General features: G+C 63.2%; 19 protein-coding genes. 8 read left to right on the top strand and 11 right to left on the bottom strand.

The genetic code is table 11. The features are described 5' to 3' along the window. Positions 1 to 15: 15 nt before the first annotated feature. Together cobM and KI243_RS15530 are read left to right on the top strand one after the other, a co-directional pair. Entirely contained in the window at positions 16 to 762 is a 747-nt protein-coding gene (gene cobM, locus KI243_RS15535; protein WP_177107864.1) for a precorrin-4 C(11)-methyltransferase, read from the top strand. Between the two features lie 17 nt (positions 763 to 779). After that, positions 780 to 1,208 carry an NUDIX hydrolase gene (locus KI243_RS15530; RefSeq protein ID WP_177107863.1) on the top strand — a complete coding sequence of 143 codons (429 nt, stop codon included), beginning with the start codon at positions 780 to 782 and terminating at the stop codon, positions 1,206 to 1,208. A gap of 210 nt (positions 1,209 to 1,418) precedes the next feature. Here KI243_RS15530 and nfuA read toward each other — a convergent pair whose 3' ends face one another. Both nfuA and KI243_RS15520 read right to left on the bottom strand, forming a co-directional pair. Continuing rightward, complete coding sequence (gene nfuA, locus KI243_RS15525) at positions 1,419 to 2,003, bottom strand: Fe-S biogenesis protein NfuA (protein ID WP_017127271.1); 585 nt, start codon at positions 2,001 to 2,003, stop codon at positions 1,419 to 1,421. 133 nt (positions 2,004 to 2,136) lie between these two features. Beyond that, complete coding sequence (locus KI243_RS15520; protein WP_177117882.1) at positions 2,137 to 4,428, bottom strand: fatty acid cis/trans isomerase; 2,292 nt, start codon at positions 4,426 to 4,428, stop codon at positions 2,137 to 2,139. Positions 4,429 to 4,580: 152 nt separating this feature from the next. On the opposite strand from KI243_RS15520, the gene metH reads away from it, so the two are divergent. Both metH and KI243_RS15510 read left to right on the top strand, forming a co-directional pair. Continuing rightward, on the top strand, positions 4,581 to 8,291 hold the full coding sequence (gene metH, locus KI243_RS15515) for a methionine synthase (protein WP_212811108.1): 3,711 nt from the start codon (positions 4,581 to 4,583) through the stop codon (positions 8,289 to 8,291). 53 nt (positions 8,292 to 8,344) lie between these two features. Further along, positions 8,345 to 8,563 carry a DUF2970 domain-containing protein gene (locus KI243_RS15510; protein ID WP_177082342.1) on the top strand — a complete coding sequence of 73 codons (219 nt, stop codon included), beginning with the start codon at positions 8,345 to 8,347 and terminating at the stop codon, positions 8,561 to 8,563. A 49-nt stretch (positions 8,564 to 8,612) separates the two neighbouring features. On the opposite strand, the gene KI243_RS15505 is transcribed toward KI243_RS15510, so the two are convergent. Then, a complete protein-coding gene (locus tag KI243_RS15505; protein WP_212811107.1) occupies positions 8,613 to 9,686 on the bottom strand; it encodes an ABC transporter substrate-binding protein in 1,074 nt (357 codons plus the stop codon). Positions 9,687 to 10,366: 680 nt separating this feature from the next. Here KI243_RS15505 and KI243_RS15500 point away from each other — a divergent pair. Further along, complete coding sequence (locus KI243_RS15500) at positions 10,367 to 12,025, top strand: nitrite/sulfite reductase (RefSeq protein WP_177107858.1); 1,659 nt, start codon at positions 10,367 to 10,369, stop codon at positions 12,023 to 12,025. Continuing rightward, positions 12,009 to 12,503, top strand: a complete 495-nt coding sequence (locus KI243_RS15495) for a DUF934 domain-containing protein (RefSeq protein WP_017127278.1) — start codon at positions 12,009 to 12,011, stop codon at positions 12,501 to 12,503. The genes KI243_RS15500 and KI243_RS15495 overlap by 17 nt, the downstream gene beginning before the upstream one ends. A gap of 42 nt (positions 12,504 to 12,545) precedes the next feature. On the opposite strand, the gene KI243_RS15490 is transcribed toward KI243_RS15495, so the two are convergent. Both KI243_RS15490 and sohB read right to left on the bottom strand, forming a co-directional pair. Then, complete coding sequence (locus KI243_RS15490; RefSeq protein WP_244861871.1) at positions 12,546 to 17,396, bottom strand: NEL-type E3 ubiquitin ligase domain-containing protein; 4,851 nt, start codon at positions 17,394 to 17,396, stop codon at positions 12,546 to 12,548. Positions 17,397 to 17,521: 125 nt separating this feature from the next. After that, positions 17,522 to 18,544 (bottom strand): protease SohB, encoded by a 1,023-nt coding sequence (gene sohB, locus KI243_RS15485; protein ID WP_017127280.1) that lies wholly within the window; start codon positions 18,542 to 18,544, stop codon positions 17,522 to 17,524. A gap of 206 nt (positions 18,545 to 18,750) precedes the next feature. Here sohB and KI243_RS15480 point away from each other — a divergent pair, with 206 nt between their 5' ends. Both KI243_RS15480 and KI243_RS15475 read left to right on the top strand, forming a co-directional pair. Beyond that, positions 18,751 to 19,461 (top strand): histidine phosphatase family protein, encoded by a 711-nt coding sequence (locus tag KI243_RS15480; RefSeq protein WP_017127281.1) that lies wholly within the window; start codon positions 18,751 to 18,753, stop codon positions 19,459 to 19,461. Positions 19,462 to 19,518: 57 nt separating this feature from the next. Further along, the gene (locus KI243_RS15475; RefSeq protein ID WP_019409572.1) at positions 19,519 to 19,833 is read left to right on the top strand and encodes an SCP2 sterol-binding domain-containing protein; all 315 of its coding nucleotides are present in this window, start codon (positions 19,519 to 19,521) and stop codon (positions 19,831 to 19,833) included. A 121-nt stretch (positions 19,834 to 19,954) separates the two neighbouring features. Here KI243_RS15475 and KI243_RS15470 read toward each other — a convergent pair whose 3' ends face one another. The 6 genes from KI243_RS15470 to KI243_RS15445 are packed head-to-tail and all read right to left on the bottom strand — an operon-like array spanning position 19,955 to position 26,177. Continuing rightward, positions 19,955 to 21,490 (bottom strand): ABC transporter substrate-binding protein, encoded by a 1,536-nt coding sequence (locus tag KI243_RS15470; protein WP_042935826.1) that lies wholly within the window; start codon positions 21,488 to 21,490, stop codon positions 19,955 to 19,957. Continuing rightward, on the bottom strand, positions 21,487 to 22,500 hold the full coding sequence (locus KI243_RS15465) for an ABC transporter ATP-binding protein (protein WP_212811105.1): 1,014 nt from the start codon (positions 22,498 to 22,500) through the stop codon (positions 21,487 to 21,489). The genes KI243_RS15470 and KI243_RS15465 overlap by 4 nt, the downstream gene beginning before the upstream one ends. Then, entirely contained in the window at positions 22,497 to 23,489 is a 993-nt protein-coding gene (locus KI243_RS15460; RefSeq protein ID WP_212811104.1) for an ABC transporter ATP-binding protein, read from the bottom strand. Before KI243_RS15460 ends, KI243_RS15465 begins: the two co-directional genes overlap by 4 nt. Further along, positions 23,486 to 24,343, bottom strand: coding sequence for an ABC transporter permease (locus tag KI243_RS15455; protein WP_017127286.1), 858 nt, complete (start codon positions 24,341 to 24,343; stop codon positions 23,486 to 23,488). Before KI243_RS15455 ends, KI243_RS15460 begins: the two co-directional genes overlap by 4 nt. Beyond that, entirely contained in the window at positions 24,340 to 25,287 is a 948-nt protein-coding gene (locus KI243_RS15450) for an ABC transporter permease (RefSeq protein ID WP_017127287.1), read from the bottom strand. The genes KI243_RS15455 and KI243_RS15450 overlap by 4 nt, the downstream gene beginning before the upstream one ends. Then, entirely contained in the window at positions 25,284 to 26,177 is an 894-nt protein-coding gene (locus tag KI243_RS15445) for a proline iminopeptidase-family hydrolase (protein ID WP_017127288.1), read from the bottom strand. The genes KI243_RS15450 and KI243_RS15445 overlap by 4 nt, the downstream gene beginning before the upstream one ends. Between the last annotated feature and the right edge of the window lie 148 nt (positions 26,178 to 26,325).

The raw sequence follows: 26,325 nt of genomic DNA, 5'->3' as shown, positions 1-26,325 counted from the left end.
CGTTCAGAGAGTGTCATGACCGTCTATTTCATCGGTGCCGGCCCCGGCGATCCGGAACTCATTACCGTCAAGGGCCAACGCCTGATCCATCGCTGCCCGGTGATCATCTACGCCGGCTCGCTGGTGCCCGAAGCCGTGCTGGAAGGCCATAGCGCCACGCAGGTGGTCAACAGCGCCGAACTGCACCTGGAACAGATCATCGACCTGATCAAGGCGGCCGACGCCCTGGGCCAGGATGTCGCCCGGGTGCACTCGGGCGACCCCTCGCTGTATGGCGCCATCGGCGAGCAGATCCGTCACCTGCGCGAGCTGGGCATTGCCTATGAAATCATTCCCGGGGTGACCGCGACGGCCGCCTGCGCGGCGCTGCTCGGTGTCGAACTGACGCTGCCGGATGTTTCCCAGAGCGTGATCCTTACCCGTTATGCCGACAAGACCGCCATGCCGGCCGGCGAAGAACTGGGCAGCCTGGCCCGGCATGGGGCAACCATGGCGATTCACCTGGGGGTCAATCACCTGGCCAGGATCATCGAGGAACTACTCCCGCATTACGGCGCGGACTGTCCGATAGCGGTGATCCATCGCGCCACCTGGCCCGACCAGGACTGGGTTCAAGGCACGCTGACGGATATCCTGGCCAAGGTCGAGGCCAAGGGCTTTCGCCGCACGGCGCTGATCCTGGTGGGGCGCGTGCTGGCCAGCGACCACTTCAGCGAGTCTTCGCTGTATCGTGCCGGTCATGCCCATCTTTACCGGCCTTGATGACCAGGAGGAAACCGATGTCCGAACAGCTGTTTTCCGGTGCCAAGCTGGCGCTGATCTGTGGCGACCAGTTGCTGACCTACCTGCGCGACATGAAGGACAGCATCCCCTACCCCGGACACTGGGATTTTGCCGGCGGCGGTCGCGAAGGCGATGAAACCCCGAGCGAATGCGCCCTGCGGGAGCTGGACGAAGAGTTTTCCCTGCGTATCGGCGCCGAGCGCATCGAATGGGCGCGACGCTATCCCAGCGTCACCCAGCCCGATACCCAGTCGTGGTTTCTGGTCGGGCAACTGCAACGGGCGGAAATCGAGGCGATCCGCTTTGGTGACGAAGGCCAGTACTGGCGGATGATGTCGATCGCCGAATACCTGGAGCACCCGCTGGGCGTGCCTTATCTGCAGGAGCGACTGCGCCATTATCTGCAGAGCCGTGTGGTGGCTTGACAGTTTTGGCGGCAGGACGGGCCTCTTCACGGGCAAGCCCGCTCCCACAGTGCTGTGGTGTACGGCAGATTGATGAGCGACCACTGATTGTGGGAGCCGGGCTTGCCCGCGAAGGCGCCGGAGCGGTCGCAATCGATCACGCAAAAAAAACGGTGCTCACGGGCACCGTTTTCTGTTCAACCGGACGCAGCGAACGCCCTGCTACCGGACTCAGTAGTAGGCGTTTTCTTTCTGCGTATGGTCGGTCACGTCGCGTACGCCCTTGAGCTCGGGAATACGTTCGAGCAAGGTCCGCTCGATGCCTTCCTTCAGGGTCACGTCGGCCTGGCCGCAGCCCTGGCAACCACCACCGAACTGCAGCACGGCGATACCGTCCTCGACCACGTCGATCAGGCTGACCTGGCCGCCATGACTGGCCAGACCCGGATTGATCTCGGTCTGCAGGTAGTAGTTGATACGCTCGTTGACCGGGCTGTCGGCGTTGACCATCGGCACCTTGGCGTTCGGCGCCTTGATGGTCAGCTGGCCGCCCATGCGGTCGGTGGCATAGTCGACCACCGCATCGTCGAGAAAGGCTTCGCTGAAGGAATCGATCCAGGCGGTGAAGCTTTTCAGCCCCAGCGCGGTGTCTTCAGGCTTTTCCTCACCCGGCTTGCAGTAGGCAATGCAGGTTTCGGCGTACTGGGTACCCGGCTGGGTAATGAAAACGCGGATGCCGATCCCCGGGGTGTTCTGCTTCGACAGCAGATCAGCCAGATAATCGTGGGCGGCATCGGTAATGGTTATGGCGCTCATGGAATCTCCTCACAGACTTGCCGCCAGTTTACGCCAATCGGGCCGCCGGACAAAGTCCTAGTATTTTTGTCGGGAAAGAAGCCGCCACCACGGGCGCAGCCACGCCCTTGCGGTGCGCGGCGATCCCCGCCCCTCAGAGATTCTCGTAGCGATTCATGTCCAGCACCCCGGCATTGATCGGGTCGGTTTCCTGCAGGTAGGTGGTCAGGTCATGGAAATACTGCCAGAACTGCGGATGGCTGCGGCGAATCCCCCAGCGCTGGACGATCTGCTCGAACCCGGCGGCATCCTTGACCTGCTCCATCGCAGCGACAAACGCCGGCACCTGCTCGGCGGGGATATTGAACATGAAGTTGGGATAACTGCTGAGGATCCCGGGGTAGAGGGTCACGGTGTCCAGGCCGGGCTGATAGCGGTAGGCCTCGCCGAGCATGAAGGCCACGTTGCTGTGGGCACGGTTGCGCAGCAGGCTGTAGACCTCGCGCTTGCCGTCGCGGGTCTCGATACGCAGCATCGTCGCTTCCGGCAACTGGTCGATGACCTTGAGCCCGGCCGCCGGGCGCGAGGTCAGGCGGCTCAGGGACTGTTCGGCCTCCTGCAATGCCGGGGCGATATTGGGCCGCGAACAATAGGCGCCGTCACAGCGGTTGATCGGGTCGGGGTGGGCATTGAGATCACCGTAGCGGGCCAGCAACTGCCTGGCGAAATCGAGTTTCGGGTCCTTTTCATCGAGTTTCAGGGCGCTGGGTTTGTCGTCGTCGATGTTCTCGTAGTCCAGCCACATCTTGAGCTTGCCGCTGTTCTGGTACCAGTCGTCGAGATAGGCATCGCGAGAGTCCGCCGGCATCAGGCGCAGGAAGTTCTGCTCGGCGCCATTGCGGATCAGGTCGAAGTACAGCCGGGTCTGCGCCTGGTGCGAGACATTGCCGAACACGTCGAAGTTGACCGCCAGCTGGTAATAGGTGCGCTCCAGCAACGGGTAGTCGAACAGCCACATCGTCTGCGGCACCTCGCCGATCAGCCCCTTGCTGACGGTGGCGCTGTCGAAGTGGCGGAAGATGCTCAGCAAGGCGTTGTCATTGCCGGCCCACAGGCTCGACCAGCTGGGCGCCGGCGCGGCGGCGTAGGCCTCGGTACGCAGGGCTTCGTATTCGTTGCGCTTGTCGCGATAGGCCAGCCACAGGCTCAGCACGCTGCCGACATCGTCGTTCTGTCCGGGCATCGCCAGCAGTGGCGTGGCCGCGCCACGATAGCTCGGGTCGGTGATATAGAGGTCGTGCTCGGGCGCCTGGAACAACGCCCAGAAGTTGTCGCGAATCACATCGGTCGCGATCTGCCCGCGACAGACCGGCCCACGGATAAAGGTATCGACGAAGTACTCGGCGTTATCGAGCATGAACTGGTAGCGCGCCGCCGCCGGAATCGCCTCGAAGGTCTCGAACGGGTTGGCCCGACGCTGCGGGCCGTAGCCCGGCAAGGCCGTGACCTGCCAGTTGCCGCTGTAGAACAGCGTCTTGATCCGGGCCATCTTCGCCGCGCTCAGGCCGTAGGTGATATGGGTCTTGTAGACGATCACCCCCTGCACCGGCCATAACCGGTAATACACCTGGGTGCCCGGATCATCGTTGGGTCGCCGGGTATTGATCAGGTCGATCGGCTGGCCGCTCGGCGTGCGTGAACGCACCCACTGGAAAAAGTGCCCCGGCTCGCCGCCTTCGAAATAGATATGGGCCAGGAACCAGTGCTCATAGAGCCAGCGCGCCACCAGGCTTTCCCGGGCACCCGGCGCATTGAGCAGGTTTTCCCATTGGGCGATCTGCAGCGACTCCCTGGCACTCGGCGCCAAGGCCTGGGCATCCATCGGCGCACCGGCGGCCAGCCAGCGTTGCAGGGTCTGGTACTGCTGGTCGGTCAGGCCGGTCACGGCCAGGGGCATGCCTTCTTTCGGATGGGCACCGGCGTACGCGTCGAACTCAGCGGGCAACGGGCACATATTCTCGCGATTGAGGCCCAGTACGATATCTTCCGGCAGCCTGGCGTTGGGTTGCAACGGTGTCCGGTGGCCCAGCTCGAGCATGCGCGCCATCAGGGCCGCCTGGCTGCCCTGGGCATCCAGCACCGAATAGAACTTCTTCTGTCGCCAGGCAAGCGGGGTCTGGGCGTCGATGTACAGGCGGGTCGGATGCGAGGCCTTGCTGCGGTCGCCGTTGTAGACCGGGATCTTCGACGCGCCGCGTGCCGCTCCCTCGGCACTGCCCAGGTTGAGCTGGCAGGCCGCGTCGTAGCAGGCATGGCAGGCCACGCACTTCTCGGTAAAGATCGGCTGGATGTCGCGAGTATAGGAAAGGGCCGGGGCCGGGCTCTGCGCCTGAGTGACACTGCTGAGCAACAGCAGTAGGAAAGCGCTGATAAAGCGGTACGACATGGCCCTGATCCTGAAAATAAAAACGCACTGATTCTACAGGGTCATCGCCGTTTAAACATGAGCGATATTCATGCAAAACCCTGTCATGCTCTAAAAGCGCACAGGTTTGCTATTATCGCGCCTCTTCTGTGTCCGTCTTTCCAGGTAGTCCCATGTCCGATCGCAGTGTTCGCCTACACGCTCTCCAGCAAGCCCTCAAAGAACGCATCCTGATTCTTGACGGCGGCATGGGCACGATGATCCAGAGCTACAAGCTCGAAGAGCAGGATTATCGCGGCAAACGCTTCGCTGACTGGCCCAGCGACGTCAAGGGCAACAACGACCTGCTGGTCATCACCCGTCCGGATGTGATCGGCGGCATCGAAAAGGCCTACCTGGACGCCGGCGCCGACATTCTGGAAACCAACACCTTCAACGCCACGCGCATTTCCATGGCCGACTACGGCATGGAAGACCTGGCCTACGAATTGAACGTCGAAGGCGCACGGCTGGCGCGCAAGATCGCCGACGCCAAGACCCTGGAAAACCCGGCCAAGCCGCGCTTCGTCGCCGGTGTACTCGGCCCGACCAGCCGCACCTGCTCGTTGTCGCCGGACGTGAACAACCCCGGCTACCGCAACGTGACCTTCGATGAACTGGTGGAAAACTACACCGAGGCCGCCCGCGGCCTGATCGAAGGCGGCGTCGACCTGATCCTGATCGAGACCATCTTCGACACCCTCAACGCCAAGGCGGCGATCTTCGCCGTGCAAGGCGTTTTCGAGGAACAGGGCTTCGAACTGCCGATCATGATTTCCGGGACCATCACCGACGCCTCCGGCCGTACCCTGTCGGGGCAGACCACCGAAGCCTTCTGGAACTCCGTGGCCCATGCCAAGCCGATCTCGGTCGGCCTGAACTGCGCCCTGGGTGCCAGCGAATTGCGGCCGTACCTGGAAGAACTGTCGAACAAGGCCAGCACCCACGTCTCCGCGCACCCCAATGCCGGCCTGCCGAACGAATTCGGCGAGTACGACGAGTTGCCGGAACAAACCGCCAAGGTCATCGAGGAATTCGCCCAGAGCGGCTTCCTGAACATCGTCGGCGGCTGCTGCGGGACCACCCCCGGGCATATCGCGGCCATCGCCAAGGCCGTTGCCGGCTACGCACCGCGGGTCATCCCGGACATCCCCAAGGCCTGCCGCCTGTCCGGCCTGGAACCGTTCACCATCGACCGCCAGTCGTTGTTCGTCAACGTCGGCGAGCGGACCAACATCACCGGTTCCGCGCGCTTCGCCCGGCTGATCCGCGAGGACAACTACACCGAAGCCCTGGAAGTCGCCCTGCAGCAGGTGGAAGCCGGCGCCCAGGTGATCGACATCAACATGGACGAAGGGATGCTCGATTCGAAGAAGGCCATGGTGACCTTCCTCAATCTGATCGCCGGTGAACCGGATATCTCCCGCGTACCGATCATGATCGACTCCTCCAAGTGGGAAGTGATCGAAGCCGGCCTCAAGTGCATCCAGGGCAAGGGCATCGTCAACTCCATCAGCATGAAGGAAGGCGTCGAGCAGTTCATCCACCATGCCAGGCTGTGCAAGCGCTACGGCGCCGCCGTGGTGGTGATGGCCTTCGACGAAGCCGGCCAGGCCGATACCGAGGCGCGCAAGAAGGAAATCTGCAAGCGCTCCTACGACATCCTGGTCAACGAAGTCGGCTTCCCGCCGGAAGACATCATCTTCGACCCGAACATCTTCGCGGTTGCCACCGGTATCGAAGAGCACAACAACTACGCCGTCGATTTCATCAATGCCTGCGCCTATATCCGTGACGAGCTGCCCTATGCGCTGACCAGCGGCGGCGTGTCCAACGTGTCCTTCTCGTTCCGCGGCAACAACCCGGTGCGCGAGGCGATCCACTCGGTGTTCCTGCTGTATGCGATCCGCAACGGCCTGACCATGGGGATCGTCAACGCCGGCCAGCTGGAGATCTACGACCAGATTCCGGCGGAACTGCGTGATGCCGTCGAGGACGTGATCCTCAACCGCACCCCGGAAGGCACCGACGCCCTCCTCGCCATCGCCGACAAGTACAAGGGCGACGGCAGCGTCAAGGAAGCCGAGACCGAGGAATGGCGCGGCTGGCCCGTCAACAAGCGCCTGGAACACGCGCTGGTCAAGGGCATCACCACCCATATCGTCGAAGACACCGAAGAGTCGCGCCAGTCGTTCGCCCGCCCGATCGAAGTGATCGAAGGTCCGCTGATGTCCGGCATGAACATCGTCGGCGACCTGTTCGGCGCCGGGAAAATGTTCCTGCCCCAGGTGGTGAAGTCCGCCCGGGTGATGAAACAGGCCGTGGCCCACCTGATTCCGTTCATCGAACTGGAAAAAGGCGACAAGCCGGAAGCCAAGGGCAAGATCCTCATGGCCACGGTCAAGGGCGACGTCCACGATATCGGCAAGAACATCGTCGGCGTGGTGCTGGGCTGCAACGGCTACGATATCGTCGACCTCGGCGTGATGGTGCCGGCGGAGAAGATCCTGCAGGTGGCCAAGGAGCAGAAATGCGACATCATCGGCCTCTCCGGGCTGATCACCCCGTCGCTGGACGAAATGGTCCACGTCGCCCGGGAAATGCAGCGCCAGGACTTCCACCTGCCGCTGATGATCGGCGGCGCGACGACCTCCAAGGCCCACACGGCGGTGAAGATCGAACCGCGCTACAGCAACGATGCGGTGGTCTATGTCACCGACGCCTCCCGCGCCGTGGGCGTGGCGACGCAGTTGCTGTCCAAGGAACTCAAGGCCGGCTTCGTGCAGAAGACCCGCGAGGAATACATCGAGGTCCGCGAGCGCACCGCCAACCGCAGTGCCCGCACCGAGCGCCTGAGCTACGCCGCGTCGATCGCCAAGAAGCCGCAGTTCGACTGGAGCAGCTACCAGCCGGTGCAACCGACCTTCACCGGCGCCCGGGTGCTGGACAATATCGACCTCAAGGTCCTCGCCGAATACATCGACTGGACACCGTTCTTCATCTCCTGGGACCTGGCTGGCAAGTTCCCGCGCATTCTCGAGGACGAAGTGGTCGGCGAAGCCGCCACCGCGCTCTATGCCGATGCCCGGGAAATGCTCGACAAGCTGATCAACGAGAAACTGATCAGTGCCCGCGCGGTGTTCGGCTTCTGGCCCGCCAACCAGGTGCAGGACGATGACCTGGAACTCTATGGCGAAGACGGCCAGCCCATTGCCAGGCTGCATCACCTGCGCCAGCAGATCATCAAGACCGACGGCAAGCCGAACTTCTCCCTGGCCGACTTCGTCGCGCCGAAAGACAGCGGCATCACCGACTACGTGGGGGGCTTCATCACCACCGCCGGGATCGGCGCCGAGGAAGTCGCCAAGGCCTACCAGGACAAGGGCGACGACTACAACTCGATCATGGTCAAGGCCCTGGCCGACCGCCTGGCCGAGGCCTGCGCCGAATGGCTGCACCAGCAGGTCCGCAAGCAATACTGGGGTTATGCCAGGGACGAAGCGCTGGACAACGAGGCGCTGATCAAGGAGCAGTACAGCGGTATCCGCCCGGCTCCCGGCTATCCGGCCTGCCCGGACCACACCGAGAAAAGCACGTTGTTCGCCCTGCTGGACCCGGACGCCAGCGAAGGCAAGGCCGGCAAGAGCGGCGTGTTCCTCACCGAGCACTATGCGATGTTCCCGGCGGCGGCGGTCAGCGGCTGGTACTTCGCCCATCCGCAGGCGCAGTATTTCGCCGTGGGCAAGGTCGACAAGGACCAGGTGGAAAGCTACACCGCGCGCAAGGGCCAGGACCTGAGCGTCAGTGAGCGCTGGTTGGCGCCCAACCTCGGCTACGACAACTGAGTCCACCGGGGATCGTCTATGCTCTCCACACACAGACCTGTGTGGAGGGCTTTATGGACGACCCGATCGACAACAAACCCCCGACCTTCTGGCAGATGCTGCACAGCGTGATGGCGGCTGCCTTCGGCGTGCAAAGCGGGAGAAACCGCGCCCGCGATTTCACCCACGGCAAGCCGAGTCATTTCGTCATCCTGGGCATCCTGTTCACCGCTGTGTTCGCGCTGACGCTGTTCGGCATCGTCAAACTGGTGCTGCTCTTCGCCGGCGTCTGACAACGTGCTCCCTGGCAACCGCCGGACCTACAGCCAGCATAGGATATTTTCAGGGCAGCACGGTCTTCAGCGAAAAGGGATAACGGTAGTTGTCCGCCTGGCCGTGGGCGCTCAGTTTCCTGAAATTGACGTGGTAGTCATCCGCGGCGCCAAGGTTCAGCAGGCGCTTGGCCTGTGCCTTGTCGATCAGTTCAAACACCTGTATCTGACGCTCCCGCCCACCGTGACGAGCGAAGTCGATGCCGTCGGCATCGTCGCGCAGCAGCACCATCGCCCAGCCACCCAGGGTGAAATGCCCGGCCAGCAGCACGCTCAGGCGTCCGTCGATGCGTGCCTGGAGAATCTGCGGCGAACTGTTGACCGCACTGAACAGGACATCCCGCCCCGGCTGACGCCCGGCCTTTTCAAAGGCCTCCATGGCACCCAGGGCCATCTCGTCATTGGCGGACCAGACCAGCGAGGCCTGCGGATAGCGGCGAATCATCTGCCCGGCCTGATCGAAGGCCCGCTGGCGGCTCCACTCGCCATACACCAGTTGCCGCAAACGGACCTCGGGATGCTCGGCCAAGGCCCGGCGCATGCCTTTCTCGCGCAGTTGCGAGGCCGGGGTCAGCTTCATCCCGGCAAAGGCCAGCAGCTCGATGGGTTGGCCGGGGGCCTGCAAGGTGCGCAGGCGGATCAGTTCCTGCAGCATCAGGTAACCGCCCTCTTCATCATTCTGCACCATGCTGCCCAGCAATTCCGGAGCAGCGCCCAGGTGCTGGCTCTGCTCGCGCGTCAATGCATTGTTGACCAGGAACAGCTTCACCCCACTGCCCTGGGCCATGCGCATGATCTGCGGCGCGATGTACTGTTCGTTGACGAACAGCAAGTAATCGGGCCGCTGCGCGGCTTGCAGGATGTCGTGGGCCTGGGCGATGCTGGTCTGCGGGTCGCGCTCGGCATAGCGCACTTCCAGCTGCAGGCCGAGATTGCGCGCAGCCGCCTGCATGAAGTCGCTGTAGCTGCGCCAGAAGGGCTCGGAGGAGTAGCCGGGGTTGAGAAATACCACGGTGGTGGCCTGGGCCACGGCCCAGAACGGCAGGCTCAGGATCAACAGCCCCTTGCAGAGAGTCTTCAGCATGTCACCGCGCCCCGGAAATAAGCGGCGCATGATAGCAAGCAAAGTACCTGGAGACCGAGACAGATCGTCGAAACTGTCCGACGATTCGTGCCAGAAAGGGAGGTCGCGCAGACACGAATGCCCTCCCCTGTGGAAGCGGGCTTGCTCAAGACAGGCGTCAACGATAACCCCAGGCCCCAGCAGACAGACGGCACCCTTGTGTTTATCGCCGGAACGCCACCGGAAACAAGCTCGCTTCCACAGTGACGGCTGATTGCGTTTCAGTGCGGCGGCAGGGAATGCCGCGCTATTTGTGGCTGACCCAGAACACCGCGGTGCCTACCACCAGGATGATCAGAAACAGGATCGCCCAGGCATCGACCGTACTGTCGCTTTTCCTTGCTTTGGTTGAATTGCCCATCGCATCGCCTCTTGTCGGTTTTATCGGTGATTGCTCGAAGACTCATCGATAGTTAAGACGACAATTGCCCCTATCACAACCAAGGTCTTTGCCGAACAACGCTGCTTATCGATTCTGGTTATGTTCATATTCAAAAACATCACTTTTGCGCATAAATGCAAACTGCTATCTTGCGCCGGCTCCTTGCAGGAGTGCGCGGCCGTGCGCGCGGAATTGTTCAGGTAACGTGACTGCGCTTGTGCCTTCGCGGGACCTATAAAAGCCTGAAAACAGGATCAATATGTACGTATACGACGAGTACGATCAGCGGATCATCGAGGACCGCGTCAAGCAGTTCCGTGATCAGACCCGACGCTATCTGGCAGGTGAACTGAGCGAAGAAGAGTTCCGCCCTCTGCGCCTGCAAAATGGCCTTTATATCCAGCGTTTCGCCCCGATGCTGCGGGTAGCCGTGCCCTACGGTCAGCTGACATCGCGCCAGACGCGAATGATGGCCAAGATCGCCCGCGACTATGACAAGGGCTATGCCCATATCAGCACCCGGCAGAACGTCCAGTTCAACTGGCCGGCGCTGGAAGACATCCCCGATATCCTCGCCGAGCTGGCCACTGTGCAGATGCACGCGATCCAGACCAGCGGTAACTGCCTGCGCAACGTCACCACCGACCAGTTTGCCGGGGTCGCCGCCGATGAGCTGGTCGATCCGCGCCCGTGGTGCGAGATCGTTCGCCAGTGGACCACCTTCCACCCGGAATTCGCCTACCTGCCGCGCAAGTTCAAGATTGCGATCAACGGTTCGACCTCCGACCGTGCCGCCATCGAAGTCCACGACATCGGCCTGGAGCCGCTGTACAACGCCGCCGGCGAGCTGGGTTTCCGCGTGCTGGTCGGCGGTGGCCTGGGCCGTACCCCGGTGGTCGGCGCCTTTATCAACGAGTTCCTGCCGTGGCAGGACCTGTTGAGCTATCTCGATGCCATCCTGCGGGTCTACAACCGCTACGGTCGTCGTGACAACAAGTACAAGGCGCGGATCAAGATCCTGGTCAAGGCCCTGACCCCCGAGGTCTTCGCCGAGAAGGTCGAGGCCGAGATGGCCCACCTGCGCGGCGGCCAGACCACCCTGACCGAAGCCGAAGTGCAGCGCGTCGCCAGGCACTTCGTCGATCCGGACTACAAGGCGCTGGACGACCAGGCGGCACAACTCGCCGAGCTGGACCGCCAGCACCCCGGCTTCGCCCGCTGGCGCACCCGCAATACCCTGGCCCACAAGAAGCCCGGTTATATCGCCGTGACCCTGTCGCTCAAGCCCACCGGCGTCGCTCCGGGCGATGTCACCGACAAGCAGTTCGAGGCCATTTCCGACCTCGCCGACCGCTATAGCTTCGGCCAGCTGCGGACGTCCCACGAGCAGAACATCATTCTTGCCGATGTCGAGCAGAGCCAGCTGTTCACCCTCTGGGGCGAACTGCGCGAGCACGGTTTCGCCACGCCGAACATCGGCCTGCTGACCGATATCATCTGCTGCCCGGGCGGCGACTTCTGCTCCCTGGCCAACGCCAAGTCGATTCCGATCGCCGAAGCCATCCAGCGCCGTTTCGACGACCTGGACTATCTGTTCGACATCGGCGAGCTGGACCTGAACATCTCCGGTTGCATGAACGCCTGCGGCCACCACCACGTGGGCCATATCGGCATTCTCGGGGTGGACAAGAAAGGCGAAGAGTTCTACCAGGTGTCCCTGGGCGGCAGCGCCAGCCGCGACGCCAGCCTGGGCAAGATCCTCGGCCCGTCCTTCGCCCAGGACGACATGCCCGACGTGATCTCGAAGCTGATCGACGTGTACGTGGAACAACGTACCGAAGACGAGCGCTTCATCGACACCTATCAACGTATCGGCATCGACCTCTTCAAGGAACGCGTCTATGCAGCGAATCATTAAGAACAACGAGGTCATCGACGAAACCTGGCACCTGCTGCCCAAGGACGCGACCCTCGACGGCATTACCAACTGCGACGACCTGATCGTGCCGCTGGCCCTGTGGCGCGAGCACGCCCACGCCCTCAAGGCCCGCGACGGCGGCCTGGGCGTGTGGCTGGACGCCGATGAGGAAGCCGAGGAAATCGGCGATGACCTGCAGCATTTCCAGGTGATTGCGCTGAACTTCCCGGCCTTCACCGACGGCCGCAACTACTCCAATGCCCGCCTGCTGCGTGACCGCTACGGTTACAAGGGCGAATTGCGGGCCATTGGCGATGTCCTGCGCGACCAGTTGTTCTACCTGCGCCGCTGCGGCTTTGATGCCTATGCCCTGCGAGCCGACAAGGACCCCTACGAAGCCCTCGAAAGCCTCAAGGACTTCTCGGTGACCTACCAGGCCGCCACCGACGAACCGCTGCCGCTGTTCCGTCGTCGCTGAACCCGCTCGACCCGGGCGTCCATCCGGCGCCCGGGCCGGTGCTCATGAGTCCAGTTCCTCTTCTGGAATCCTCTCCAGCGTTTCCCGGGTCAGCGCCAGCGCCTCGCTGGCCTGCGCCTCTCGCCAGGCCTTGAGCTCATCGCCCATCTGCGCCTCCAGTTCGATATCGATGAACTCATGCCATTGCGGGCTGCTTCGGCTGGTACGCCGGGCGTCCAGCGCGGAGACAACGGCCTGGTACTGCTCATCGATGTCCTTGAACCGCGCAGGGTTATGCTCCTTCAGGTAGTCGACCCAGAACTCGCGATCCGCCAGGGCCTTTGCATACGCCGGGCTTTCTTCCCGAGCCAGCACCCTGGAACAGGCCGCGTCCAGGTTCTGCTTCGTCACCCGGGCCAATTCGGTAAAGGTCATGTGCCCGGGCTGGCCCGGCAAATCCAGTCGCTCCCTCAAGCCAATGCGATAGGCCAGCCTCACCTCCGCCGGATCGACCTGGGCCGCGTTCGAGACCTTCAGCCGTGCCTCGATATCCGCCTGGGCCAGGGCCTCGACCTCGTCCAGGCGCCACAAGCCCCGGGCCAGCTTCAGCAGATTCCGCTCGGTCACGGCCGGAGTGCCTGCGGCCATTGCCCTCGCCTGATGGACCAGGACCCTGACCTCCATGTCGCTGAACACCAGCTCCGCGCCATCGGAGCAGGTCTGCGGGTGGGAGGCCGAGACAAACAGCTCTTCGCGCAGTTCACTGTATTGACTGGCCGCATCCACCACCTGCCAGACACGCAGGCTCAGATCCTCGCGGGCCTCGCGGTATTCGGCGGTGACACTCAGGTCCGCCAGCAGCTTGAAGAAGTCTTCGGAGCCTTGCTGGCGGTGCAGCAATTGCCATTGCTGCTCCTTGAGGTTCTTCTGCTCAACCGATATCGCCTCCAGCCAGTGGTCGCACTCGCGCAGCGACGGCGTCCGGCGCACGGCATGAGGGCGCGGTCGGCCCGGGATATCGATGCCGAAGTTGATGCCGGTTTCACGCTGGTAACGTTGCAATCGCTGCATGCCCTCGGCCGAAAGCGCCGGATTTTCGTGCAGATAGGTAACCCGGTTGATGGCGGCGGGCCAGGAGTAGACCTCCTCAGGGATCGTCGAAATACGATTGTTGCGCAGGTCCAGGCGTTGCAGGTTACGCAGCGCCGCTCCCCCGGATGGCCAGCGATCCAGTTCGGCATGACGCAGCAACAGGGTCTCCAGCTCGCTCATCCGGCTGATATCGGGCGGCAGGAGCAACGGGTTGTCCGAGAGGTTGAGGAACTTCAGCCGGGTCAGGCCCGCCAGCACCGCGGATGCCTGGGCGTTCAGCACGATCTGGTTGCCTGGCAGGTGCAGGTGGGCCAACTCGGACATGCTCTCCAGTTCCACCGGCAGGCTGCTCAGATGGTTGAAGCCCATGGACAGCCAGCGCAACTGCCGGAAGCGCGACAGGAACGACACCTCAGTGCTGGCAAGGGCCATGTCGTTCATGAACAGAAAGCCCACATGACTGAAGTTGGCAGTGATCGCCGGCAAGTCGCCGACACGCATGCCCAACAGGTCCAGTTCGTAGAAATTCTGCCCGCCCAACAGGTGGCGGTTGGACTGTTTCCGCCAGCAGGCGAGGATCGCGTCGGCTACCCGCTGTTTGTTGTCGAGGGCCACGGGAGCGACTTGCAAGGTGCCCCGGACACGCCTCCAGGTCTGGCGCTGCACCCATTTATCCAGCGTGGCGAACAGCGCTTCATACTCCTCGCGCAGGCGTTCGAGCTCCACCAGGCAGGCCGATTCGGGCAAGTGCAGAGAAGTGAGAAAACTCCCCACTTCTTCCGAGGAAAACCCCGGATACAGGTCACGCACGCGCCCGATCAATCGCTCGGAATAGCCGAGGATCCTGCTGCCATCGCTCATCGGGTAGCCGATACGCCCCGAGGCCAGGCGCATCGGGGGCCTGAACCAGCGGCTGAACGGTGCCAGCCCCAGCGTCTCCTGCGCGGCATAAGGATCCAGGTAAATCTGGGCGACAATCTGCTCCTTGAGCCAGCCCCCCCGCTTCGCGCCGCTGAGGCCCAGGGCAATGCGATCAGGCTCCGCCAAGGTCCGTACCATGGCATCGAAGATGTTGTACGCACTCCCCAGGAACGTTCCCGAGTGATCGAAGGCGTTGTATTCCCGTCCGACCTTGAGGATCACCCGGGGCGTGACGATGTCCGGATCCCCCACCCTTTCGAGGGTCTCGCTGGTGAAGCGCTGTTTGCGCAAATCGATACGCAGCCCCCTGGCCGGCCAACCCGGCAATCTCCCGAGCGTATGCAGCGCGAGGCGGTCCGCCTGGGCGTATTGCGGAGCCTGCAGGTACCAGCTCTCGCACACACGGTTGAGCTTCAACTGCTTGAGATACCAGCGGATTTCCTCCGAGAACCGCAGCGGCACGCGTTCGTTCAAGAGGTCGAGTTCGGCGCTGTTGGCATGGGCGATCAGCTCCCGGGCGGCACTGCCGGGCAAGCCGGGAAACACCCCGAGAATGCGCTTGACCCGTGTGTCGTCGGTTTTTTCGCTCGCCGCATACAGCTCGTCGAACAACCATTGCCGCCGCTGCCCGGCCCATTGCCGCAGGTGCTGGTTCAAGACCCGGACCCGCGCGCCATTGTCCGTCAGCTCGGCGCCGAGCAACTGGTAGCGCTCGGACTCGCTCAGCATGTGCAGCGTCGACCTGAGCAGGTCACCATTCTTGAGCTGTGACTCGATGATCTGCAGCGAGGAAAACTGTTCGGAGGTCCGCCGACCGTATTCCTCCATGATGCCCCCCAGGTCGTTGAGCACCTGGATGACACGGTTTTCCGGCCAGTCGGGCAGCGATGTCAGCACCCGCAGGCGCAGATCACCCTGCTCCACCGTGCGTGAAATGGCATCGGGCACCTCACCGATAAAATCGCTGATGGCCTGGTCGATCCTGAAGCGCTTGATGGTATCGAGCAGCAGCGCGGGCACCGGCTGATTGTCCGTCAGGGCCTTGCGCAGCACGCTCTCCTGGGCGGAACACAACTGCCGGATCTGCAGGCGCACGTGGTCGCCGAGGCCGACCATGGGCTCGCCGAGGCGGCGGAACAGTTGCTCCACGGGCCAGTCCGCCACCCGTTCGTAAATCGTCCGCCAGGACCCCGTGCGATTGAAGCGCAGTGGCACGGCATGGAACTGCCCGCCTCCTGGATGTTCAATCTGCCATTGCAGGCGAGCGCGGTCATACCGCACGGCATAGAGCTTTTCCGCCAGCGGCAGATAGAGGTTGTCCTGGTACGGATACAGGCCCATCTCATTGGCCTGGAGGTCATCCGGAAGACGGACATCACGTTCATAGGGCTCAAGGTCGGCCTTCCACAACCGGCGCCCGCCCTCCGGCGCCTCAACGGGGATCAGGGAGTCGACCGAGGGCGGGGCCAGGCTCCTGAACACGGCCTTGCCGCCCTTCATGACCGCGGCCCCCGCCGCCAGTACGGCGATGTCCTCCACCACCCCCAGCAGATAGCCGAGGGCCTCGCGCTTTTCCCCGATCCGCCAGGCTGAAAAGCCGTCATAGACTTCCACGACCATCTTCACCACGGCCGCCGCCAGGATGATTTCGCCGATCACCGGCACGAACGACAAGGCCAGGGTCAGCAGGCTCAGGCCGGCTTCGCGGTATGCGTCCAGGCGCGCCTGGCGCACCCGGGCGTCGACGTCGGCCGTGGGAACCGCCAGATGTCGGGCGTGCGCCTTGATCTGCTGGTAGCGCTGTTGCTGGAAGCTCGCGAACAGGTCGCCGTCGATGGGTATTTCGCTTAACGGGATATATTGGAAAATCGCCGGCAGGGGTGGCCACTGGCGGTCCTGGGAAAGCAGCGTGGCCTTGAGGGTGCCAAAGAACCGCAGCCGGTATTTCTCGGGGATGAAGCGGGCGAAAAACTGCTGGTAGGACGGATCCCGGAGTTTCAGGGTCAGATCGTGCTCAAAGAGGACAAAGTGGCTGTAGCGCTTCAATGGCCCGCGCGGATCATCCGGGATATAGGCAATGCAGGGCAACGTCGAGCCCTCGATCAGCTGCGCGCCGATGACTACCCAGCCGCTCAACTCGATATCGAACATCTTCATCCGACTGCAATGAATCAGTTCGCCCCCCAGCTTCAGGCCCTTCTGCCCCTTGACCAGCCCCCCGAGCAAACCGTAGGTCGACGCGGTGATCTCTCCCTTCATGTAGGCGATATCGGCGGTCACCGCCAGTGTCTGCTTGTCATACTCGGCAAAATGCTGCTTTACCGAGGAAGCACCGTTGGCCGACGACTCGGGAGGGTTGAACACACTGTCGATATGCGTCTGATACAAGGCGCCCAGGTCCAGGTTCCGACAAAGCCAGGCAAAATCCTCGGGCGCCAGGGACCGTTTCCTGCCAGCAGCCTGCCCCGGGAACTGGATAATGGCCTTGCCTTCCAGCGCACCCCGCTCGGCCTCGCCGGCCTCGAAGTTCTGCAAGGCCGCCTCCAGCAGGGTCTGGCTGTGGGTAAAGCTGAAGAGCTTGTCTTCGAAGATACTGGACAGGTAGGTCGCATCGACCCTGACAAACCGCACGTCCTGCAAGTCGTGGTCGCCGTTGACCTGTCGCTCCAGCGCCTGGGCCAGACGGGGCATGCAGAACGCGTCGATCTTCTGCAACTGCGCCATGATCCGCTGGATTTCGTGCCGCGACGTCTCCAGGGCCAGCAGGTGCTCGCGAAACAACAGGCGTATTTCCGGAGCCGCCTGATAGAGCCAGCGGGGAATCTTCTCCTTGATCATATCGAAATGAATGCCCGCCGCGGCAGGGGCCGGGCCGGGCTCGATGACATCTGTTTCTTCCATGGCAATCAACCTGGATATCCATTAGAGACTCCAGCGTATTGATCGCCTGGCGGGAAAGGGGGGTACTTATAGCTGGTGCGACGGCTTCCATCGGTGCGTACCGCTGGAAGCCGACAAGCCGGGTTCTACCAGAAACGCTGCTGGGTCAGTCGGTTCCAGGCGTTGAGCAGCACACGGTCGATCGAGCCGCTGGCGGCCAACCCGACACGCTCCTGCAGGCTCTTGCGTTCGGCGTAGTGCAGGTGGAACAGCTCGGCGGCCTTGGCGCGCTCGGCCAGGTACTCGTCGCTGGTGCGCAGTTCGTCGACCAGTTGCTTGTCCAGCGCGGCAATACCCAGCCAGACCTCACCGGTGGCCACGTCATCGATGGCCAGCTGCGGGCGGTAACGGGAGACGAAGTTCTTGAACAGCTGGTGGGTGATATCCAGGTCTTCCTGGAACTTCTCCCGGCCCTTGTCGGTGTTCTCGCCGAACACTGTCAAGGTGCGCTTGTATTCACCGGCGGTCAGCACTTCGAAGTCGATATCGTGCTTCTTCAGCAGCTTGTTGACGTTGGGCAGCTGTGCCACCACGCCGATGGAGCCCAGCACGGCAAAGGGCGCGCTGATGATCTTCTCGCCGATGCAGGCCATCATGTAGCCGCCGCTGGCCGCGACCTTGTCGATGCATACCGTCAGGGGCACCCCGGCCTGGCGGATACGCGCCAGTTGCGAGGATGCCAGCCCGTAGCTGTGAACCATGCCGCCGCCGCTTTCCAGGCGCAGCACCACTTCGTCCCGTGGCGTGGCCAGGGTCAGCAGGGCCGTGATTTCGTGGCGCAGGCTTTCAGTCGCCGAAGCCTTGATATCGCCGTCGAAGTCCAGCACGAACACTCGCGGCCTGGCCTCCGGCTGTTTCTTCTGTTTCTTGTCGTCCTTGCCCTGCTGCTTGCGCAGTGCCTTGAGCTGGTCCTTGTCGAGCAGGGTCTGCTCCAGGCGCTCGCGCAGGCCCTTGTAGAAATCGTTGAGCTTGCTGACCTGCAACTGGCCGGCGGACTTGCGCCGCCCCTTGCTGCGCAATGAAGCCGCGACGACCAGCACCACGACTATGGCGATGACCAGGGTGACGGTTTTAGCCAGAAAACTTGCGTACTCTGCAAGAAACTCCACGGTGACTCCTTAAAAACGAGGCGACCCCCGGCTTTGGGGGCATGACACTTCAAGCATACCGTCGGGACCGCCGTGCGGCCAGCCGCCGTCATGCCGGGAAACAAGTCTCTAACAAACATTTCAAACGAGCGTATGTTTTTTCATTGACAGGCTTCCGGCATCCTCATAACCTCGCCAGAACTTCAACGTACCGGGACGACGCGGACGTGGGCAGTATCTACCTGATTCGACATGGCCAGGCCTCCTTTGGTGCCGACGACTACGATGTGCTGTCGCCGATCGGCGTGCGCCAGGCACAGGTCCTCGGCCAGCACCTGGCTGAACTGGGCCTGAGCTTCGACCGCTGCCTGGCCGGCGACCTGCGTCGCCAGCAGGACACCGCGACCCTGGCCCTGGAACAGTTCGCCACTGTCGGCGTGCCGGTACCGCCGCTGGAGATCGACCCGGCCTTCAACGAATTCGATGCCGACGCGGTGATCCGCGCCCTGCTCCCCGGCCTGCTGCCGGACGAACCCGAAGCCCTGCATATCCTGCGCAACGCGGCGCAGAACCGTGGCGAATTCCAACGTATCTTCGCCCTGATCATCGAGCGCTGGCTCGACGGCAGCCACGACCCTTCCGGCCTGGAAAGCTGGCTGGAGTTCGTCGACCGTGTCCAGGGTGGCCTGCAACGGATCCTCGACAGCGCCGACAATACCCGCAAGATCGCCGTATTCACCTCGGGCGGCACCATCACCGCCCTGCTCCACCTGATCACCCGGATGCCCGCGCGACAGGCGTTCGAGCTGAACTGGCAAATCGTCAACACCTCGCTCAACCAGCTCAAGTTCCGTGGTCGCGAGGTGGCCCTGGCTTCCTTCAACAGTCAAACCCACTTGCAACTGCTGAAGGCGCCGGAACTCATCACCTTCCGTTGAGAACCGGCCAACCGTGACCCTTGGGGTCGCTGTAATCACCCATAAAAGGATCGAACCATGACTTCTGTAGCCGATGCCGTACAAGCAATGAAAGCCAAATTCAACCCAGCCGCCGCTGCCGGCCTGGACCTGGTGTTCGGTTTCCGTATCGACGACACCAAGAACTTCTCGCTGGTGGTCAAGGACAGCACCTGCGAACTGCTGGAAGGCGAAAACCCGGACGCACAAGTGACCCTGGTGATGGACGGCGAGACCCTCGAAGGCATCGTCAGCGGCGAAACCGACGGCATGCAGGCCTTCATGGGCGGCAAGCTGCGCGCCGAAGGCGACATGATGCTGGCCATGAAACTGAGCGAGCTGTTCCCCTCCTGATAGGCCCATTGCAGGAGCGGGCTTGCCAGCGATAGCGACCTGACAGCCGACATCTTCGTCGCCTGAAACACCGCCATCGCCGGCAAGCCGGCTCCTACAGGGTATTCGACTCAGCCAGCCCTCACTTGCTGGCGACCTTGTCATCCTTCTTCACGGTCTCTTCCAACGAGAAACGGCCCAGCGGGTTCTGCTGGAAGTTCTCGATGTTCTTGCGCGAGATGTTGATGTACGGGCTGTAATACAGGTCGATCCAGTTGACATCGGCCTTGGCCATCTTCTGCAGGTCGATGTACATCTGCTTGCGCTTGACCGGATCGCTCTCGACACGGGCCGCCGCCACCAGCTCCTTGACCTTCTCGTTCCGGTAGCCGGTCATGTAGTTGTTGTTGGTGTCGTGACCGAGGACGAAGGTGGTCTTCTGGTCGGCGTCGAGAATGTCGTTGGTCCAGTACATCACCGACAGGTCGTAGGCGCCGTCGATCAGCATCTGCCAGCTCTGCGTCGGGTCGACTTTCTGCAGGTTGGCGGTGACCCCGACCTTGGCCAGTTGCTGCTGGACCATCACGGCGATCTGCTCGTCCGCCTCGTTACCGGCATTGACCACATAGTTCAGCTTGAGGTTCGAAGCCCCGGCTTCGCTCAGCAGCTTTTTGGCTTTCTCCGGATCGTAGGGGCGTTGCAGGTTGTCCGCGTAGTGGTACTGGCCGCCCTTGGGAATGTAGGAGTAGGCCACGACGCCCTTGCCGAAGGTGACGGTGTCCACCAGCGACTTCTTGTCGATCGCATAGTCCAGGGCCTCGCGCACCTGCGGCTTGGCCAGTTCGCCATGGGCGTGGTTGATCAGCAGGTGGTCTTCGCGGGTCGAAGGGTCGAGGTGCACCACCAGGTTCTTGTCTTTCTGCAAGGTATCGACCCGCGAGAACGGCACGAAGATCGCCGAGTCCAGCTCGCCGGCCTGGACCTTGAGCATCCGCGTGTTGTCATCCGGGATGGAAATCCACTCCACGCCATCCAGGCTGACGCTGCCGGCCTGCCAGAAGTCCGGGTTCTTCTCCAGGACCACGCGATCGCCGCGAATCCACTCCTTGACGGTAAAGGCTCCGGACACCACCGGTTTCTCGGCGTAGGCATCCTCGCCCATCTTCTCGATGGCCTTTTGCGACAGCACCGAGGCGGTCGGCGAGGCCAGTTGCGAAACGAACGGCACCGACGGGGTCTTGAGGGTCACCACCAGGGTCTGCGGGTCCCTGGCTTCGGCCTTGTCGATCAGCTTGTAGGAGTCGCTCCACAGCGACGCCTTGTTGTCGCGGATGCGCAACAGACTGAAGGCCGCGTCGCTGGCGGTGATCGCCGAACCGTCGGAGAACTTCGCCGGGCGCAGCTTGAAGGTGTAGGTCAGGCCGTCGGGCGAGGTCGTCCAGCTTTCAGCCAGGCCGGGCTCCAGCTGGGTGCCGGCCTTGTCGACGCGCACCAGGGTGTCGTAGACATTGGCGAACACCCAGGTATCGCGGTTCTGCGCACTCTTGATCGGGTCGAAGGTGGTGCTATCTTCCCGGCAACCAATGGTCAGCACGCCCGCGGCTTGCGCCACGCCCGCCGCCAACGAGCAGACGGCCAGGGCGGCCGCGCTCAACAGTTTCAAATGCCTGGATCTCATGCGTATAACTCCCTGTTAATCGATGGTGGGTTTGGGGTTTGCGACAGCGGTTCTTCGAGCACGCAGCTGTAGCGCTGGTGCGCGAGGTAATGGGTCGGCGGCGGTGTCTCGGCACAGCCGGGCCGGGCGAGACGGCAACGCGGGTGAAAGGCGCAGCCGCTCGGTGCGTTCAGCGGGCTCGGCGGTTCGCCGGGCAAGGGTTCGGAAGGCAGCCGACGATCCGGGTCGATATCCGGGATCGAACTGATCAGGGCCGCCGTATAGGGATGGCGCGGGGCGCTGAAGACCGCCTCGACGCTGCCTTCTTCGACGATCTGCCCCAGGTACATCACCGCCACCCGGTCGCACAGGCGCCGGACGATGGCCAGGTCATGGGCGATGAACAGGATCGACAGGTTCAGGCGCTGGCGCAGTTCCAGCAGCAGGTTGATGATCTGGCCCTGGATCGACACATCGAGCGCCGCCACGCATTCGTCGGCAACGATCAGCCGCGGTTCCACCGCCAGAGCCCGGGCGATGCCCACCCGCTGGCACTGGCCGCCACTGAGGCTGCCCGGCTTGCGTCCGGCCAGTTCCGGGCGCAGCCCGACCAGGGTCAGCAATTCCTCGACCCGTGCCGGAATCATCCCGGCACTCACCTTGCGTTGCACCCGTAGCACTTCGGCAAGGGTTTCGCCGATGCTCAGGCGTGGATTGAGCGCGGCATAGGGATCCTGGAAGATCATCGCGGTTTCGCGGCGCAGGCGTTCCAGCTCGATCCCGTGCCCCTGGGCGACATCCACGCCATCGAACAGGACCTGGCCGGCGGCGATATCGTTGAGCCGCAGGATGGCCCGGCCAAAGCTGCTCTTGCCGCTGCCGGACTCGCCGACCAGGCCCAGGGTTTCCCCGGCGCCCAGGCTCAGGGAAACGCCGTTGACCGCCCTCACCCATTGCCGGTTCATCCCCAGGAAACCGCTGCCTTGTGCGGCGAAGCGCACCTGCAGGTCCTTGACTTCAAGCAGGTTCATGACTGGCCTCCCAGCGCCAAGGGGTAATGACAGGCCACCCGCTGTCCCTGTCCCTGCTCGATGGCCCGCAGTTCAGGCAACACGTCGCCGCACTGCGGGCCCAGGTGCTGGCAACGCGGGTTGAAACGACAGCCGGTCGGCAAGGCGTTGAGCAGGGGCGGCTGGCCGCCGATGGTCCGCAGCGGCTCCTGGCCGGCGCCGCCAGCCGGCTGGCACGCCACCAGGCCGGCGGTATAGGGATGGCGCGGCCGCGCCAGCAGATCGCGCTTGCTGCCGTGCTCGCACAGGCGACCGGCATACATCACGGCAATCGAATCGCAGGTCTGCGCGACGACGCCCAGGTCATGGGTGATCATGATCAATGACAGCCCGCGCTGGTCCCGCAGGTCGAGCAACAGCCGCAGGATCTGCGCCTGTACCGTCACGTCGAGGGCGGTGGTCGGCTCGTCGGCGATCAGCACCCTGGGCTCGCAGCCCAGGGCCACGGCGATCATCGCCCGCTGACGCATGCCACCGGAGAATTCGTGGGGATAGTTGTCGACGCGACGCTGCGGGTCGGGAATACCGACCTGGCGCAGGACCTCGATCGCCTGTGCGCGCGCCTCGCGGCGCGAGCACTGCTGATGCTGGCGGATACCCTCGCCGATCTGCTCGCCGATGCGCATCAGCGGGTCAAGGTGACTGCTGGGGTTCTGAAACACCATGCCGATCTGGCGTCCGCGCATCGCCCGCATGCCGGTCTCGTCCAGCGCCAGCAGGTTCTGCCCGGCCAGGTGCACGGCGCCGCCCTCGACACTGAGCCCGGTGAACGGCAGCAGGCGCATCAGGCCGCGGCAGGCCAGGGTCTTGCCCGAACCGCTTTCCCCTACCAGGCCGAGGATTTCCCCTTCCATCAGGTCGAAGGACAGGCGATCGACCAGGGTCAGCGGGGTCGGGCCATTATGGGCCAGCACACTCAGGTCGCGGACCTGCAACACCGGCGAGCTCATGTGCGCTCTCCCATGGCTTCGGCGACACCGTCGGCCAGCAGGCTGAACCCCATGGCCAGGGTGACGATGGCGATGCCCGGGAAGGTGCAGATCCACCAGGCGCTGGTAATCAGGCTCTGCCCTTCGGCGACCATGGTGCCCCATTCCGCCGTCGGCGGTTGCACGCCCAGCCCCAGGTAGCTCACGGCGGCGCCATTGAGCAGCACCAGCACCGCATCGGACATGGCGAAGACCACCGAGCTGAACAACGCGTTGGGCAGCAGGTGCCGGAACAGGATGCGTCCATGGCCGAAGCCGAGGCTTTTCGCCGCCAGGGCGAAGTCGCTTTCCTTGAGGATCAGGATCTGCGAGCGGATCAACCGCGCGTAGGACACCCAGCCGACCAGGGCCATGGCGATATAGAAGCTGGTCAGCCCCGGGCCGAGAATCGCCATGATCGCCAGCATCAGCACCAGGAACGGAAAGGCCAGCACAATATCGATCAGGCGCATGCAGAGGGTATCGAAACGTCCGCCGATATAACCGGACAAGGCACCGACCACGGTGCCGATGAGGAACGGGAAAATCACCCCCAGTACCGACAACTGCAAGTCGACCCGGGCCCCCCAGATCACCCGCGACAGCACGTCCCGGCCAAAGTGATCGGTGCCGAAGGGATGGGCCGCGCTCGGCGCCAGCAAGCGCACATCGGTGTTTTGCAGGATCGGATCGTAGGGCGCGATCCACGGGGCGAAGAGCGCCAGCACCAGCCAGCCGCCGAGAATCGCCAGGCCGAGATACATCGCCAGCCGGCCGTTGCCCAGTCGCAGGCTGAGGGCATTGCGCCGCACCACCAGGGTCCCTGCGCTGCTCATCGGACTTTCACCCGCGGATCGATCGCCACGGTGGCCACGTCGGCGAGGAAGTTCACCGCCACCGTCGCCAGGGCCAGGACCATCGCCACCCCCTGCACCACCATGTAGTCACGACCGAAGATCCCGCGCACCAGCAACTGGCCGATGCCCGGAATGGCGAACAGGCTTTCGATCACCACCGTGCTGCTGATCAGCCAGCCGATATTCACGGCCAGCAGGTTGACCGTGGGCACCAGGGAATTGGGCAGCACATGCCGGCGCAGGATCGCTCCGTCGGACAGGCCCCGCGCCCTGGCGGCGGTGACATGATCGGCCTGCAACTCCACCAGCATGCTCGCCCGCAGGTTGCGGATCAGCACCGAGGACAGCGCCAGGGCTATGGTCAGGCACGGCAGCGCCAGGTGGTGCAGTTTGTCCAGCCAGTCACGGCCGTAGCCGGTCACCGGAAACCAGCCCAGTTGCACGCTGAATACCAGGATCAGCATGATGCCCAGCCAGAATGCCGGGACGCCGAGGCCACTGGTGGTGAACACCCGCACCAGGTTGTCGATCCAGCCGCCCTTGTGCCGGGCGGCCAGGGTAGCCAGCGGGATCGCGATCAGCAGTGCCAGCACGACGCTGCCCAGGACCAGGGTCAGCGTCGGCTCGATACGGGTGACGATCAGCTTCAGGGTATCGACCCGGTACTGGATCGATTGGCCCAGGTCGCCTTGCAGCAGGTTCTTGAGGAAATAGAAGTACTGCATCGGCAGCGGCTGGTCGAGACCGAACTGGGCGCGGATATTGGCCAGCGCCTCCGGCGTGGTGCGCGAGCCCAGCAGTGCCCGCGCCGGATCGCCGGGAATCGAGCGGATCAGGACGAAGGTCACCAGGCTGATGCCGAACAGCACCGGCAGCAATTGCAGCGGCCGGGTCAGGATAAAGCGGTAGCGCTGCAGGTTCATGCAGCGCCCCGATGACGCTGGAGGAAGTCGAGCAGCACCGGGAAGTAGGCCTCGGGTTCCTCGTAGAACGGCATATGGCTGCTGTTGGGGAACACATGCAGCTCGACATCCTGGAGCGCGCGTTTCATCCGATAGGCACAGGCCGGGGTCAGTTCGTCGTGCTGGCCGGTGGTGATCAGCACCGGCATCGTGAAGTCGGCCATCTGCTCGATGCGGTTCCAGTCCTTGAGATTGCCGACATAGAGGAACTCGTTGGGGCCCTGCATGGCCTCGTACGGCCCCATGTTCCAGTCGTCCAGCGAACGCCTGACCGGTGCCGGCCATTCGTCGAGGCGGCACACATGCCGATAGTTGAGCAAGGTGATCGCCGCCTGGTACTGCGGGTGATCCAGGGTGCCCATGGCCTCATGGCGCTGCATCATCGCCACGGTCTCGCTGCCCAGGGCCCCACGCAGACGCTCGAGTTCCCCGGTCAGGTGCGGGATATCGCCGACAGTGTTTTCCAGAACCAGGGTCTTGAGGTGCTGCGGATGATGGATCGCGTACTCGATGGCCAGCCAGCCACCCCAGGAATGGCCGAGCATATGCACCCGCCCCAGTTCCAGGGCCTGGCGTACATGCTCGACTTCGGCGACGTAACGGGTGATATCCCACAATGCCGGGTCGCTGGGGCGGTCGGACGCGCCGGTACCCAACTGGTCGAACGCCACCACCCGCAAGCCCTTTTCCTTCAGCCAGCCATGGGCATCGCGCAGGTAGTCGCATGGCAGGCCAGGGCCGCCGTTGAGGCACAAGAGCACCTCATCGCCACTGCCGTAGCTGTAGACCACTATGCTGTGGCCATCGACTTCAAGGGTGTAACGCTGATCCGGTTGCAGTTCGTACCACATTGCCACTCTCCCTGTTGCAGACTCTTGTAGCCTGTCGGCTTCACCCTAGCGGGGAATTTCCGAGCCCATAAGCTAGCAATTCTTATAGGTTTGGTCTGGCTGTCCCTCGCCGCGGCGTGGCATTCTACTTGCTTGATTTCAGGATTGA

The sequence above is a fragment of the Pseudomonas sp. Ost2 genome (assembly GCF_018326065.1).
Taxonomy (GTDB): Bacteria; Pseudomonadota; Gammaproteobacteria; order Pseudomonadales; family Pseudomonadaceae; genus Aquipseudomonas; species Aquipseudomonas gingeri.
The sequence above is the reverse complement of the archived record's forward strand: the minus strand, read 5'-3'. Positions and strand labels throughout refer to the sequence as shown.

Bases quoted from the DNA above. Each gene is read 5' to 3' on its own strand.
- cobM (WP_177107864.1), top strand. From the start codon at position 16: ATGACCGTCTATTTCATCGGTGCCGGCCCCGGCGATCCGGAACTCATT.
- KI243_RS15530 (WP_177107863.1), top strand. From the start codon at position 780: ATGTCCGAACAGCTGTTTTCCGGTGCCAAGCTGGCGCTGATCTGTGGC.
- nfuA (WP_017127271.1), bottom strand. From the start codon at position 2,003: ATGAGCGCCATAACCATTACCGATGCCGCCCACGATTATCTGGCTGAT.
- KI243_RS15520 (WP_177117882.1), bottom strand. From the start codon at position 4,428: ATGTCGTACCGCTTTATCAGCGCTTTCCTACTGCTGTTGCTCAGCAGT.
- metH (WP_212811108.1), top strand. From the start codon at position 4,581: ATGTCCGATCGCAGTGTTCGCCTACACGCTCTCCAGCAAGCCCTCAAA.
- KI243_RS15510 (WP_177082342.1), top strand. From the start codon at position 8,345: ATGGACGACCCGATCGACAACAAACCCCCGACCTTCTGGCAGATGCTG.
- KI243_RS15505 (WP_212811107.1), bottom strand. From the start codon at position 9,686: ATGCTGAAGACTCTCTGCAAGGGGCTGTTGATCCTGAGCCTGCCGTTC.
- KI243_RS15500 (WP_177107858.1), top strand. From the start codon at position 10,367: ATGTACGTATACGACGAGTACGATCAGCGGATCATCGAGGACCGCGTC.
- KI243_RS15495 (WP_017127278.1), top strand. From the start codon at position 12,009: ATGCAGCGAATCATTAAGAACAACGAGGTCATCGACGAAACCTGGCAC.
- KI243_RS15490 (WP_244861871.1), bottom strand. From the start codon at position 17,396: ATGGAAGAAACAGATGTCATCGAGCCCGGCCCGGCCCCTGCCGCGGCG.
- KI243_RS15475 (WP_019409572.1), top strand. From the start codon at position 19,519: ATGACTTCTGTAGCCGATGCCGTACAAGCAATGAAAGCCAAATTCAAC.
- KI243_RS15470 (WP_042935826.1), bottom strand. From the start codon at position 21,490: ATGAGATCCAGGCATTTGAAACTGTTGAGCGCGGCCGCCCTGGCCGTC.
- KI243_RS15465 (WP_212811105.1), bottom strand. From the start codon at position 22,500: ATGAACCTGCTTGAAGTCAAGGACCTGCAGGTGCGCTTCGCCGCACAA.
- KI243_RS15460 (WP_212811104.1), bottom strand. From the start codon at position 23,489: ATGAGCTCGCCGGTGTTGCAGGTCCGCGACCTGAGTGTGCTGGCCCAT.
- KI243_RS15455 (WP_017127286.1), bottom strand. From the start codon at position 24,343: ATGAGCAGCGCAGGGACCCTGGTGGTGCGGCGCAATGCCCTCAGCCTG.
- KI243_RS15450 (WP_017127287.1), bottom strand. From the start codon at position 25,287: ATGAACCTGCAGCGCTACCGCTTTATCCTGACCCGGCCGCTGCAATTG.
- KI243_RS15445 (WP_017127288.1), bottom strand. From the start codon at position 26,177: ATGTGGTACGAACTGCAACCGGATCAGCGTTACACCCTTGAAGTCGAT.